This is a genomic window from Streptomyces sp. NPDC037054, assembly GCF_055606745.1.
In genome coordinates this window covers 152,027-164,646 of the sequence record NZ_JBVJSJ010000007.1, presented here as the reverse complement: position 1 = coordinate 164,646, position 12,620 = coordinate 152,027, and the positions used below count along the sequence as shown (strand labels likewise).

9 protein-coding genes are annotated in these 12,620 nt (G+C 74.4%); 8 read left to right on the top strand and 1 reads right to left on the bottom strand.

All coding sequences use genetic code 11. From position 1 onward, the window contains the following. Positions 1–360: 360 nt before the first annotated feature. On the bottom strand, positions 361–1,380 hold the full coding sequence (locus ACZ7D7_RS18615) for a Gfo/Idh/MocA family oxidoreductase (RefSeq protein ID WP_470825521.1): 1,020 nt from the start codon (positions 1,378–1,380) through the stop codon (positions 361–363). A gap of 128 nt (positions 1,381–1,508) precedes the next feature. Between ACZ7D7_RS18615 and ACZ7D7_RS18610 the strand changes: the two genes are divergently transcribed. The 8 genes from ACZ7D7_RS18610 to ACZ7D7_RS18575 all read left to right on the top strand — a co-directional run bounded on the left by ACZ7D7_RS18610 (position 1,509) and on the right by ACZ7D7_RS18575 (position 12,496). Then, positions 1,509–2,246, top strand: coding sequence for a GntR family transcriptional regulator (locus ACZ7D7_RS18610; RefSeq protein WP_470825843.1), 738 nt, complete (start codon positions 1,509–1,511; stop codon positions 2,244–2,246). Between the two features lie 209 nt (positions 2,247–2,455). After that, positions 2,456–3,460: a sugar ABC transporter substrate-binding protein gene (locus ACZ7D7_RS18605; protein ID WP_470825520.1), complete on the top strand. Its 1,005-nt coding sequence runs from the start codon at positions 2,456–2,458 to the stop codon at positions 3,458–3,460. Next, complete coding sequence (locus ACZ7D7_RS18600) at positions 3,457–4,485, top strand: ABC transporter permease (RefSeq protein WP_470825519.1); 1,029 nt, start codon at positions 3,457–3,459, stop codon at positions 4,483–4,485. Before ACZ7D7_RS18605 ends, ACZ7D7_RS18600 begins: the two co-directional genes overlap by 4 nt. Further along, complete coding sequence (locus tag ACZ7D7_RS18595; protein WP_470825518.1) at positions 4,482–5,276, top strand: ATP-binding cassette domain-containing protein; 795 nt, start codon at positions 4,482–4,484, stop codon at positions 5,274–5,276. Before ACZ7D7_RS18600 ends, ACZ7D7_RS18595 begins: the two co-directional genes overlap by 4 nt. Positions 5,277–5,365: 89 nt before the next feature. Further along, on the top strand, positions 5,366–6,535 hold the full coding sequence (locus ACZ7D7_RS18590; RefSeq protein ID WP_470825517.1) for an ROK family glucokinase: 1,170 nt from the start codon (positions 5,366–5,368) through the stop codon (positions 6,533–6,535). After that, positions 6,532–7,107, top strand: coding sequence for a sugar kinase (locus ACZ7D7_RS18585; RefSeq protein WP_470825516.1), 576 nt, complete (start codon positions 6,532–6,534; stop codon positions 7,105–7,107). The genes ACZ7D7_RS18590 and ACZ7D7_RS18585 overlap by 4 nt, the downstream gene beginning before the upstream one ends. Positions 7,108–7,268: 161 nt before the next feature. Next, complete coding sequence (locus tag ACZ7D7_RS18580) at positions 7,269–10,115, top strand: DEAD/DEAH box helicase (RefSeq protein ID WP_470825515.1); 2,847 nt, start codon at positions 7,269–7,271, stop codon at positions 10,113–10,115. Beyond that, a complete protein-coding gene (locus tag ACZ7D7_RS18575; protein WP_470825514.1) occupies positions 10,112–12,496 on the top strand; it encodes an SWIM zinc finger family protein in 2,385 nt (794 codons plus the stop codon). The genes ACZ7D7_RS18580 and ACZ7D7_RS18575 overlap by 4 nt, the downstream gene beginning before the upstream one ends. Positions 12,497–12,620 lie beyond the last annotated feature (124 nt).

Here is a 12,620-nt window from a genome sequence, read left to right as displayed (position 1 = left end):
GGTAGCCCCCGGTCCCGCCGGCGGGACGGTGATACCCGGTCCCGGGCCCGGGGGGCAGGGGTGGTCGTACTCCGGGCTGGCCAGTGGGGCGATGGCGCGGGCCCGGACCTGCGGCGGGGCGGTGACGTCCTGGTCTGGCCGACGTGGTGGTGGCACCGGGGCCGGCAGGCGGGGTGGTGGTACTCCGGGCTGGCCAGTGGGGCGATGGCGCGGGCCCGGACCTGCGGCGGGGCGGTGACGTCTTAGTCCGGCCGACGTGGTGGTGGCACCCCGGGCCGGTCGGCGGCGCGGTGCGCCCGGACCCGCCGGCGGCGCCGTGACACCCCCGACGAACCCGCGCGTAAGCGCTTCCCCCGGCACTCACCCCAATAACGCCCGCCCGCCCGGGATCTCCACCAGCCGCACCGGTCTCCGCTCCCGCCGGGACAGCTCGCAGGCCTCGGCGACGCGCAGCGCCTGCAACGCCTCGCGCCCGTCGCACGGGTTGGGCCGCTCACCCCGCACCACCTCCACGAACGCCGACAGCTCCGCCTCGTAGGCGGGCCCGAAGCGCTCCAGGAAGCCCGACCACGGCTTGTCGGCGGCGGGCGGCCCCGTCGGCTCCGTGGACGCGATCGGCGTACGGTCGTCCAGGCCGACGACGATCTGGTCGCGCTCCCCGGCGAGCTCCATGCGGACGTCGTAGCCGGCGCCGTTCAGCCGCGCCCCGGTGACCGTGGCCAGCGTGCCGTCGTCGAGGGTGAGCACCGCGGCGGCCGTGTCGACGTCGCCCGCCTCCCGGAACATCCGCGGACCGGCGTCGGACCCGGTGGCGTACACGTCGACCACCTCCCGCCCCGTCACCCAGCGCAGCACGTCGAAGTCGTGGATCAGCGTGTCCCGGTACAGCCCGCCGGACACCGGCAGATACGCGGCCGGCGGCGGCGCCTGGTCGGACGTCAGCGCCCGCACGGTGTGCAGCCGTCCGAGCCGCCCCGACCGCACCGCGTCCCGCGCGCCCGCGTACCCGGTGTCGAAGCGGCGCTGGAACCCCATCTGCAGAATCGTCCCGGCCGCCTCCACCTCGGCGATCGCGTGGAGCGTGCCCGGCAGGTCGAGCGCGATGGGCTTCTCGCAGAACACCGGCAGACCCGACCGCGCCGCCCGCCCGATGAACTCGGCGTGCGCCGGCGTCGCCGTGGTGATCACCACGGCGTCCACGCCCCACTTGAAGATCTCGTCCACGCCGGGGGCCGCCGTCTCGCCCAGCCGCTGCGCCAGCGACTGCGCCCGCGCGTGGTCGGCGTCCGTGAGGATCAGGGACCCGACGTCGCGATGCCTGCTGAGCGTGTTCGCGTGGATGGTGCCGATGCGGCCCGTACCGATGACCCCGATGCGCATGGAAACAAAGTGCGGCCCAGCCCCCTCCCTGTCAATGCGTATGTCCGGACAACCGAACTACACAACTTCCCGTCAACAACGCACGGAGCTACGCTCGGGCCGTGCCGAAACCAGGAGTGGACCCGACCGTGCAGCTGGATCTCCGCGTGGACCGGAGCTCTCCGGTGCCCTTGTACTTCCAGCTGTCGCAGCAGCTGGAGGCCGCGATCGAGCACGGCACGCTGACCCCCGGCAGCCTGCTCGGCAACGAGATCGAGCTCGCCGCCCGGCTCGGCCTGTCCCGGCCCACGGTCCGCCAGGCCATCCAGTCCCTCGTCGACAAGGGACTGCTGGTGCGCCGCCGGGGCGTCGGCACGCAGGTCGTCCACAGCCAGGTCAAGCGCCCCCTGGAACTGAGCAGCCTCTACGACGACCTGGAGTCGGCGGGCCAGCGCCCGGCCACGAAAGTCCTGGTCAACACGGTCGTGCCGGCCTCCGCCGAGATCGCGGCGGCGCTCGCGGTCGCCGAGGACAGCGAGGTGCACCGCGTCGAGCGGCTGCGGCTCGCACACGGCGAGCCGATGGCGTACCTGTGCAACTACCTGCCTCCCGGCCTGCTCGACCTGGACACCGGACAGCTGGAGGCGACCGGTTTGTACCGGCTGATGCGCGCCGCCGGGATCACCCTGCACAGCGCCCGCCAGACCATCGGCGCCCGCTCCGCCACGGCCACCGAGGCCGAACGGCTCGCGGAGGCGGAGGGCGCGCCGCTGCTCACCATGCAGCGCGTCACCTTCGACGACACCGGCCGCGCGGTCGAGTACGGCACGCACACCTACCGGCCGTCGCGCTACTCCTTCGAGTTCCAGCTCCTCGTACGGCCCTGAGTCCGCCCGGCGCCGCCCCGCCGCGACCGCTCCCGCGCCCCCTGGTTCGTCTCAATGTCCGGACAAGGTGACCGCGCCTCCCTCCCCGGCCGCCGGGCGCCTGATCCCCGTGGTTGACAATGGGGCGTTTGGGGCCGGTGGGACACATGTAAGGCATGTCACGACCAGCCCCTTGCGTACGACGAACACGGCAAGAAGGGCACGGCCTCGTGGCACGGTTTCGGACCTGGGTGGGCATCGCGCTGGCGGGGGCACTGTGCACCTCCCTCGCGGGGTGCAGCAGCACCGGCGGCAAGCGGGCGGAGGACGCCCGCAAGGCCGCGGCGGCCCAGGGCGGGCCGGCGGTGGACACGCCCCGCTGGACCTTCGCGATGATCACCCATTCGGGTGACGGCGACACGTTCTGGGACATCGTCCAGAGCGGCGCCGAACAGGCCGCCGTCAAGGACAACATCACCTTCCTCTACTCGCACGACGACGAGGCGCAGCAGCAGGCGCAGCTCGTGGACGCGGCCGTCGACAAGAAGGTCGACGGGATCATCGTCACGCTCGCCAAACCCGACGCGATGAAGGCCGCCCTCGCGCGGGCCGCGAAGGCCGGCATCCCGGTCGTCACCGTGAACTCGGGCTCGGAGAAGTCCAAGGAGTTCGGCGCGCTCACGCACATCGGCCAGGACGAGACGATCGCGGGCGAGGCCGTCGGCGAGGAACTCGACGCACGCGGCCGCGAGAACGTCCTCTGCGTCCTGCACGAGCAGGGCAACGTCGGTCACGAGCAGCGCTGCGACGGCGTCGGGAAGACCTTCGACGGCACCGTGCGGCGGCTCTACGTCAACGGCACGAGCATGCCCGACGTGCAGTCCGCCCTGGAGGCCAAGCTCCAGTCCGACAAGGAGGTCGACGCCGTCGTCACCCTCGGCGCGCCCTACGCCGACACCGCCGTCAAGGCCAAGCAGGCCGCCGGCAGCCGCGCCGAGATCGACACCTTCGACCTCAACGCCAAGGTGGCCGCCGGCCTGAAGGACGGCACCCTCGGCTTCGCCGTCGACCAGCAGCCCTACCTCCAGGGCTACGAGGCGGTCGACCTGCTGTGGCTGCACAAGTACAACGCGGACGTCCTCGGCGGCGGCCGGCCCGTGCTGACCGGACCGCAGATCATCACCAAGGACGACGCCGCCGACATCGAGGAGTACACGAAGCGGGGCACCCGATGAGCACCCTCACTGACGAAAGGTTTCTGCCCAGGTCGCCGCTGCGCGGACTGCTGGGCCGCCCCGAACTCGGCTCGGTCGTCGGCGCCATCGCCGTCTTCGTGTTCTTCGCGGTCGCGGCCGACGGCTTCCTGCGCGCCGAGGGCCTCAGCACCGTCCTCTACGCGGCCTCCACCATCGGCATCATGGCGGTGCCCGTCGCGCTGCTGATGATCGGCGGCGAGTTCGACCTGTCCGCCGGCGTCATGGTCACCTCGTCGGCCCTGGTGTCGTCGATGTCCAGCTACCACATGACCGCCAACGTCTGGGTCGGCGTCGGCGTGTCCCTGCTGGTCACCGTGGCGATCGGAGTCTTCAACGGCTTCATGCTCACCCGTACCGGGCTGCCCAGCTTCATCATCACGCTGGGCACCTTCCTCATGCTGACCGGCATGAACCTGGGCTTCACCAAGCTCATCGGCGGCACCGTCTCCACCAAGACGATCGCCGACATGGAGGGCTTCGACTCCGCCCGCGAGGTCTTCGCCTCGACGATCACCGTCGGCGGCGTCGGCTTCAGGATCACCATCCTGTGGTGGCTCGCCCTGGTGGCCGTCGCCTCCTGGATCCTGCTGCGCACCCGCGCCGGCAACTGGATCTTCGCCGTCGGCGGCAACCGGGCCGCCGCCCGCGCGGTCGGCGTCCCCGTCGACCGCACCAGGATCGGCCTCTACACGGGCGTCGCGCTCGGCGCCTGGATCTCCGGCCAGCACCTGCTGTTCTCGTACGACGTCGTCCAGTCCGGCGAGGGCGTCGGCAACGAACTGATCTACATCATCGCGGCCGTCATCGGCGGCTGTCTCATCACCGGCGGCTACGGCAGCGCCGTCGGCTCGGCGGTCGGGGCCCTCATCTTCGGCATGACCAGCAAGGGCATCGTCTTCGCCGAGTGGAACCCCGACTGGTTCACGTTCTTCCTCGGAGCGATGCTGCTCCTCGCGACCCTGCTCAACGCCTGGGTCCGCCGGCGCGCGGAGGCCACCCCATGACCCACACCGCCACCCGTACCGCGCTCGTCGAACTGTCCGGCGTCGGCAAGTACTACGGCAACGTCCGCGCCCTTGAAGGCGTCGGCCTCGACGTCCACGCGGGCGAGATCACCTGCGTCCTCGGCGACAACGGCGCGGGCAAGTCCACCCTCATCAAGATCATCGCTGGGCTGCACCGGCACGACGCCGGCACCCTGCGCCTCGACGGGGAGGAGACCACGCTGTCCTCCCCGCGCGAGGCCCTCGACCGGGGCATCGCCACCGTCCACCAGGACCTGGCCGTCGTGCCGCTCATGCCGGTCTGGCGGAACTTCTTCCTCGGCTCCGAGCCCCGCAAGGGCGTCGGCCCCTTCAAGCGCATGGACGTCGACCACATGCGCCGCACCACCCACGCCGAACTGCAGCGCATGGGCATCGACCTGCGCGACGTCGACCAGCCCATCGGCACCCTGTCCGGCGGTGAACGCCAGTGCGTGGCCATCGCGCGGGCGGTGTACTTCGGCGCGAAGGTCCTCGTCCTCGACGAACCGACCGCCGCCCTCGGCGTGAAGCAGTCCGGCGTGGTCCTGAGGTACGTGGCGGCGGCCCGTGACGAGGGCCTCGGTGTCGTCTTCATCACGCACAACCCCCACCACGCCCACCTCGTCGGCGACCGGTTCGTTCTGCTGAAGCGGGGCGTCATGGTGGGCAACCACGCGCGCGACGAGATCACGCTGGAGGAACTCACCAGGCAGATGGCGGGCGGAGACGAGCTGGACGACCTGCGCCACGAACTGCGCCGCCGTCCCTGAGGGGCGCGGGGCGGTGTTCCCCCCGGCCCCCACCCGGCGTTTCGCCCCGCCCCACACCCGGCCCGGCCGTGAGGCAGAATCGTTCGACGATGAGCACCTACCGCGACTTCACGGCCCCCATCGGCTCCCGCCGAGCGCCGGTCCTGCGCACCGTCGGCACCAGGGAGCGCCGGTCCCACCTGACCGCGCCCCGGGTGCCCACGGTGGGCATCGACATCGGCGGCACGAAGGTGATGGCGGGCGTGGTCGACGCCGACGGCAACATCCTGGAGAAGCTCCGCGCGGAGACCCCGGACAAGTCCAAGAGCCCGAAGGTCGTCGAGGACACCATCGTCGAGCTGGTCCTGGATCTGTCCGACCGGCACGACGTGCACGCCGTCGGCATCGGCGCGGCCGGCTGGGTCGACGCCGACCGCAACCGCGTCCTGTTCGCGCCGCACCTGTCCTGGCGCAACGAACCCCTCAGGGACCGCATCTCCGACCGGCTCTCCGTCCCCGTCCTCGTCGACAACGACGCCAACACCGCCGCCTGGGCGGAGTGGCGTTTCGGCGCCGGCCGCGACGAGGACCACCTCGTCATGATCACCCTGGGCACCGGCATCGGCGGCGCGATCCTGGAGGACGGCCAGGTCAAGCGCGGCAAGTACGGCGTCGCCGGCGAGTTCGGGCACATGCAGGTCGTGCCCGGCGGCCACCGCTGCCCGTGCGGCAACCGCGGCTGCTGGGAGCAGTACAGCTCCGGCAACGCCCTGGTGCGCGAGGCCCGCGAGCTGGCCGCCGCCGACTCCCCGGTCGCCTACGGGATCATCGAGCACGTCAAGGGCAACGTCTCCGACATCACCGGCCCGATGATCACCGAGCTGGCCCGTGAGGGCGACGCCATGTGCATCGAGCTGCTCCAGGACATCGGGCAGTGGCTCGGCGTCGGCATCGCCAACCTCGCCGCCGCCCTCGACCCGTCCTGCTTCGTCATCGGTGGCGGAGTCTCGGCCGCCGACGATCTGCTGATCGGCCCCGCGCGGGACGCGTTCCGGCGCAACCTCACCGGACGCGGCTACCGTCCCGAGGCCCGCATCGCCCGCGCCCAGCTCGGCCCCGAGGCCGGCATGGTCGGCGCCGCCGACCTCGCCCGGCTCGTCGCCCGCCGCTTCCGCCGCGCCAAGCGGCGCCGCGTGGAGCGGTACGAGCGCTACGAGCGCTACGCCCAGTTCCGGCGCACCACAGAACAGTTCCGCCGCACCACCGAGGGGACGGCATGACCGCGGTACCGCACCCGGCGGCCCCGGACCGGGCGCCCCGTCCCGTCGAGGACCGCCGGCACATGATCCGCCGCAGGGCCCTCACCCTGCTGATCATCGTGCTGCTCATCGGCATCCCGGCCGGCTACCTCGTGATCTCCGCGAACCAGAGCCGCGACAGCGGCAAGGACAAGGAGGCCAAGTACTCGGCGACCGGCCTCACCGCCGGCTGGCCGTCCAAGGTGCAGCGCCGCCTCTACCAGGTGCCGATCCCGCACCCGGCGGACCGCGTCGCCTACTACGAGACCAACAACTGGAAGACCAGCCGCCTCTACGTCCAGTTCGGCACGACCGGCGCGGGCCTGGACGCGTTCCTCACCGGCATGGGCGTCACCCGCGCCGACCTGGAGAAGGGCGACGTGACGATAGGCGCCCGCGACCAGAAGGTCAGCGGCTGGAAGTTCCCCGACGACGGCCGGTGGTGGGGCCTGGTCCACCGGCAGAAGAACCCGGCGCCCACCCAGGACGTGGTGGTGAACCTGACCAACCCGGACCACGTCATGGTCTACGTCGTCTCCCGCACCGTGCCGTAGCGCCGGCCGTCGGCCGCCGGCCGCCGGAACGGCCTGCCGCCGCCGGTCACCGGCCGGTGCGGTCGTCCCGCGCCGGCCCGGTTCCGGGGCCGGTTGTCAGACCCCGCCCGTAGAGTCGAAGACACATGAGCCGGCACACGGGACGGGAGGTGGCAGGACGTATGAGCGGCACGGTCGCGGTGGCCGAGCGGACGGACGAGGCCGCCGGGGGCCCGGTCCCCGCCCGGCTCGCGGCCGTCTTCCTGCCCGCGCCCCTGCCGCGGGAGAGCAGCGTCGCCTTCTGGGACCCCGAGGGCGGCCCCCTGCCCGCCGCCGACGCGGAGCACACCGAGCTCACGGTGGTACGACGGCACGGCGCGGGCGTACGCCGCAGGACCACTCCCGCGCTGATCCTCCCCGTCGCCGAGGCACTCCCGCTGCTCGCCGGCGCCCGGCACGACCCGTCGGCCCACCCCGCCACCGCCTGCTGGGGCGCCGCCGCCCTGCACGCGCTGCGGCTGACCGCCCGGGGCCGCCTGCTGCCCGGCCTCACCGCCACCGCCCACGACGCCTGGCGGGCCGGCCCCCTCGACCCCGACGACATCGCGCACCTCAGGGCCGTGGCCGCGGCCCTGCCCCACGAGGGACACGCCGTTCCGCTGCCCGGCCCCGGCCCGCTGCGGCTGCCCGACCCCGAGACGCTGGTGCGGGCCTTCCTGGACGCCGTCGCGGACACCCTGCCCCGCACCCCGGCCGCGCCCTACGCCGTCGGGAAACCCTTCGCCGCGAGCACCGCCCAGCACCTGCCCCACGCGCACGACTGGGCCGCCGAGGTCGCCGCCGGCATGGACGCGGGCGTGCGGATCTCGCTGCGCCTGGACCTGTCGGCGTCCGACCTGTTCGACGGCGATCCCGACGCCGGCACGCGCGCCGCGGGCGCCGCGATCGTCCAGGTGCACAGCCTCGCCGACCCCACCCTCGTGGCCGACGCGGCCGCCCTGTGGGCGGGCACGGCGGACGACGCCTTCGGGCCACGCGCGCGCGTGGACGCCGCGCTCGCGGTGCGCCGGGCGGCCCGCGTCTGGCCGCCGCTCGACCGGCTCGGCGACCAGGACGTGCCCGACGTGCTCGCCCTGTCCGAGGACGAACTCGGCGACCTCCTCGGCGTCGCCGCCACCCGGCTCGCCGCCGCCGGCGTCGCCGTGCACTGGCCGCGCGACCTCGCGCAGGACCTGGCCGCCACGGCCGTCGTCCGGCCCGCGCCCGGCTCCGCCACCGACGGCACCGGCTTCTTCGAGAGCGAGGACCTCCTCCAGTTCCGCTGGCAGCTCGCCCTCGGCGGCGACCCCCTCACCGAGGCCGAGATGGACGCGCTCGCCGAGGCGCACCGCCCCGTCGTCCGGCTCCGCGACCAGTGGGTGCTGGTCGACCCCGCCCTCGTCCGCAAGGCCCGCAAACGCGACCTCGGCCTGCTCGACCCGGTCGACGCCCTGTCCGTCGCCCTCACCGGCACCGCCGAGGTCGACGGCGAGACCGTCGAGGCCGTGCCCGCGGGCACGCTCGCCGTTCTGCGCGACCGCCTCACCGCCGGCGTCCGGCCCGCCGAGCCGCCGCCCGGCCTGCGCGCCACCCTGCGCGACTACCAACTGCGCGGCCTGGCCTGGCTGGAGCTCATGACCTCCCTCGGCCTCGGCGGCTGCCTCGCCGACGACATGGGCCTCGGCAAGACGATCACCGTCATCGCCCTGCACCTCAAACGCGCCCGCCGCGAACCGACGCTCGTGGTCTGCCCGGCCTCCCTGCTCGGCAACTGGCAGCGGGAGATCACCCGGTTCGCCCCCGGCGTCCCCGTCCGCCGCTTCCACGGCCCCGACCGCAGCCTCACCGACCTGCCGCCCGGCGGCTTCGTCCTCACCACGTACGGCACGATGCGCAGCGCGGCCCCCGCCCTCGCCGAGCAGCACTGGGGCATGGTCGTCGCCGACGAGGCCCAGCACGTCAAGAACCCCTACTCCGCCACCGCCAAGGCGCTGCGCACCATCCCGACCCCCGCGCGCGTGGCCCTCACCGGCACCCCGGTCGAGAACAACCTCTCCGAGCTGTGGGCCCTGCTCGACTGGACCACCCCCGGCCTGCTCGGCCCCCTGAAGTCCTTCCGCGCCCGGCACGCGCGCGCCGTCGAGACCGGCGAGGACGAGGAGGCGGTCGAGCGGCTGGCCCGGCTCGTGCGGCCCTTCCTGCTGCGCCGCAAGAAGTCCGACCCCGGCATCGTGCCCGAGCTGCCGCCCAAGACGGAGACCGACCACCCGGTGCCGCTCACCCGCGAACAGGCCGCGCTGTACGAGGCGGTGGTGCGCGAGTCGATGCTGGCCATCGAGACCGCCGAGGGCATGGCACGCCGCGGCATGGTCCTCAAGCTCCTCACCTCGCTGAAGCAGATCTGCGACCACCCCGCCCTGTTCCTGAAGGAGGAGCTGACCGGCGGCGACCGGCAGGCCGCCAGGTCCGGGAAACTCGCCCTGCTGGACGAGCTGTTGGACACCCTCCTCGCGGAGGACGGCTCCGCCCTCGTCTTCACGCAGTACGTCGGCATGGCCCGCCTGATCACCGCGCACCTCGCCGAGCGCGCCGTCCCGGCCGAACTCCTGCACGGCGGCACGCCCGTGCCGGAGCGGGAGCACATGGTCGACCGCTTCCAGAGCGGCGCGACCCCCGTCCTTGTGCTGTCGCTGAAGGCGGCCGGCACCGGCCTGAACCTCACCCGCGCGGGCCACGTCGTCCACTTCGACCGCTGGTGGAACCCCGCCGTGGAGGAGCAGGCCACCGACCGTGCCTACCGCATCGGCCAGACCCAGCCCGTCCAGGTCCACCGCCTCATCACCGAGGGCACGGTGGAGGACCGCATCGCCGAGATGCTGGAGTCCAAGCGCGCCCTGGCCGACGCGATCCTCGGCTCCGGCGAGGCGGCCCTCACGGAATTGACCGACCGCGACCTGGCCGACCTGGTGTCCCTCCGGAGGCCGTCATGACCCCGCGCCCGTCGGAGGAGGCCCGCCGGGCCCTGCGGGCGGCACTGGCCGAGACGCGGGGGAGCGGGGACGCCGACCCGACGACGCCGAACGGCGTGGCGGGGGAGACGGAGGAGCGGGCCGAGGAGACGCCGGTCGGCGGAAGCGGCGGCCCCCGTCCCGGCGACGCCGCGCGCGAGGCGCTGCGCCGCGCCCTCGCCTCCCGGCGGGCGGGGGACGCATCGGGTCGGCCCGACGCCGGCGAGGACGGGGCGGACGCGCCGGGAGAGCCCGCGGACGCCGACGACGTGCCCGCTCCCGAGGCCGCTTCGGGCGACACGGTCGAGAAGCCGACGGCCGTCCTCGCCCCGCGCGGGGAGGAAGCGGCCCCCTCCGGGCAGGGTGATCGTGACGTCGCAGAGGACGAAGACGAGGAGGGGAACGACGAGGCTGGCGACGACGGTGACGAGGAGGGGGACGAGGACGGCGTCGAGCCCGCGTCCTCCTCCGCCCGGCCCGCCGACATCGCCCGTGAGGCGCTGCGCGTGGCGCGGGCCGAGGCCGACCGGGCCCGTACGACACCGGAGGCACGGCACGGCGGAGCGCGCGAACGCGGCGTTGGCAGTGGCAGTGGCAGTGGCAACAGCAACGGAATCGGCGACGGCGGCGCCGGCGACGGACACGAGCGGGCCGCGCGCGGCCGGGGCCGCGGTGACCGGCGTACGGCGCCGCCCCGCCCCGGAGCCGAGCGGTCCGCCGCGGCCACCCGCGCCCGCGAGCTGCGGGAGTTGCTGGCCGGCGCGTTCCAACTCCCCCCGGAGGCGGCTGAGGACGAGCCCACCGCAGGCGCGCCCGTGGAACCCGCGCGCACGGCTCGCCCGACCACCGGACACGAACGCCCCCCGCGCGGGAGAACCACGCCGGATCCGCCAGCCTCGGACCCCGTCGCCCCGAGCCGGTCCACCACCGACTCCGTCGCCCCGCGCCGGTCCACAAACGACCCCGCCGACCCCGTCGAGCCGCGTCGATCCACGACCGACCCCGGCGCCCCGCGCCGACCCGCCGACCCCGGCGTCCTCGCCGCCCCCGCCTCCCCGCGTTCCATGGCCGCCCCCGGCCGGGACGGTGAGCTGCGGCGGACCTTCCCGGCGCTTCCCGCATGTCCCGAGGGTTCCGCGGAGGACGGGGCGTTCGCCGAGACCTGGTGGGGCGAGGCGTGGGTCGCGGCGCTGGAGGAAGGCGCGCTGGACGCCAACCGCCTCGCGCGCGGGCGCGGTTACGCGGCGCGCGGCCACGTCGACGCGATCACCGTCACACCGGGACTGGTACTCGCCTACGTGCAGGGCACCCGCCCCCGCCCGTACCGCGTCCAGCTGCGCCTGCGCACCCTCGACGACGCCGACTGGGACAGGTTCCTGGACGCCGCGGCCGAACGGCCGGGCCACATCGCCGCGTTGCTCGACAAGGAGCTGCCCCAGTCGCTCGCGGACTGCGGAGTCCCGCTGCTGCCCGGCCCCGGCGACCTCGCGCCGCAGTGCAGCTGCCCCGACTCCGGCCACCCCTGCAAGCACGCCGCCGCGCTCTGCTACCAGACGGCCCGGCTGCTCGACGCCGACCCGTTCGTGCTGCTCCTGCTGCGCGGCCGGGGCGAACGCCGACTGCTGGACGACCTGTCCCGGCTCAGCGCCGCCCGCGCGGCCCGCGCCACCCAGGACCGGGCACCGGCCGCGGTCCCCGGCGTACGCGCCGTCGACGCCGTCGCCCCGCGCCGACTGCCGCCGCTCCCGGCGCCGTTGCCCCCGCCTCCGCACCCCGAGCAGCCCCCGGCCTACCCGGCGGCGCCGGGCGGCCCGGACCCGTTCGCGCTGGACCAGCTCGCCACCGACGCCGCCGCCCGCGCCCACGCGCTGCTCACCACCAGCCGGGACCCGGTCGGCGGCCTGACGCTGTGGCAGGACGCCGTCCGGCTCGCCGCCGCCCGCCCCGGCTCCGGACTCACCGCGAGCACCCGCTCCCTGTACTCCTCGCTCGCCACCGCCACCGGCCGCACCCCGGCCGACCTGGCCCGCGCGGTGGCCGCCTGGCGGCAGGGCGGCCTCGCCGGCCTCACCGTCCTCGACGAGTTCTGGGACCCGCCCGCAGGCCGTTTCGACCGGGCCCGGCCACTGCTCCTCGCCGCCGACCTGCCCGCGTTCCGCCCCTGGCACAACACCCTCACGCACCCGCGGGGCCACCTCCAACTGCGCCTCGGGCGCGACGGCTTGTGGTACGCGTACGAGTCGGAACCGGGCCGCGAGGACTGGTGGCCGCGCGGCACCCCCGACCTCGACCCGGTCGGCGCCCTCACCGGCCTCGGCCTCCCGAACGGGGGAGACGACCCGCCCGGCGCCGACCTGCCGTGACGTCCCGCGCGGAGCCGACCCGTCGTGGCGGCCCGCGTGGCGCCACCCCACCGTGACAGGCCGTGGCGCGCCGATCAGCCGTGACGACTCGCATGACGCCGACCGTCGCGACGGCCCGCGTGGT

Excerpts from the sequence above, each read along its gene's own strand:
- ACZ7D7_RS18615 (WP_470825521.1), bottom strand. The coding sequence starts at position 1,380 with ATGCGCATCGGGGTCATCGGTACGGGCCGCATCGGCACCATCCACGCG.
- ACZ7D7_RS18600 (WP_470825519.1), top strand. The coding sequence starts at position 3,457 with ATGAGCACCCTCACTGACGAAAGGTTTCTGCCCAGGTCGCCGCTGCGC.
- ACZ7D7_RS18595 (WP_470825518.1), top strand. The coding sequence starts at position 4,482 with ATGACCCACACCGCCACCCGTACCGCGCTCGTCGAACTGTCCGGCGTC.
- ACZ7D7_RS18590 (WP_470825517.1), top strand. The coding sequence starts at position 5,366 with ATGAGCACCTACCGCGACTTCACGGCCCCCATCGGCTCCCGCCGAGCG.
- ACZ7D7_RS18585 (WP_470825516.1), top strand. The coding sequence starts at position 6,532 with ATGACCGCGGTACCGCACCCGGCGGCCCCGGACCGGGCGCCCCGTCCC.
- ACZ7D7_RS18580 (WP_470825515.1), top strand. The coding sequence starts at position 7,269 with ATGAGCGGCACGGTCGCGGTGGCCGAGCGGACGGACGAGGCCGCCGGG.
- ACZ7D7_RS18575 (WP_470825514.1), top strand. The coding sequence starts at position 10,112 with ATGACCCCGCGCCCGTCGGAGGAGGCCCGCCGGGCCCTGCGGGCGGCA.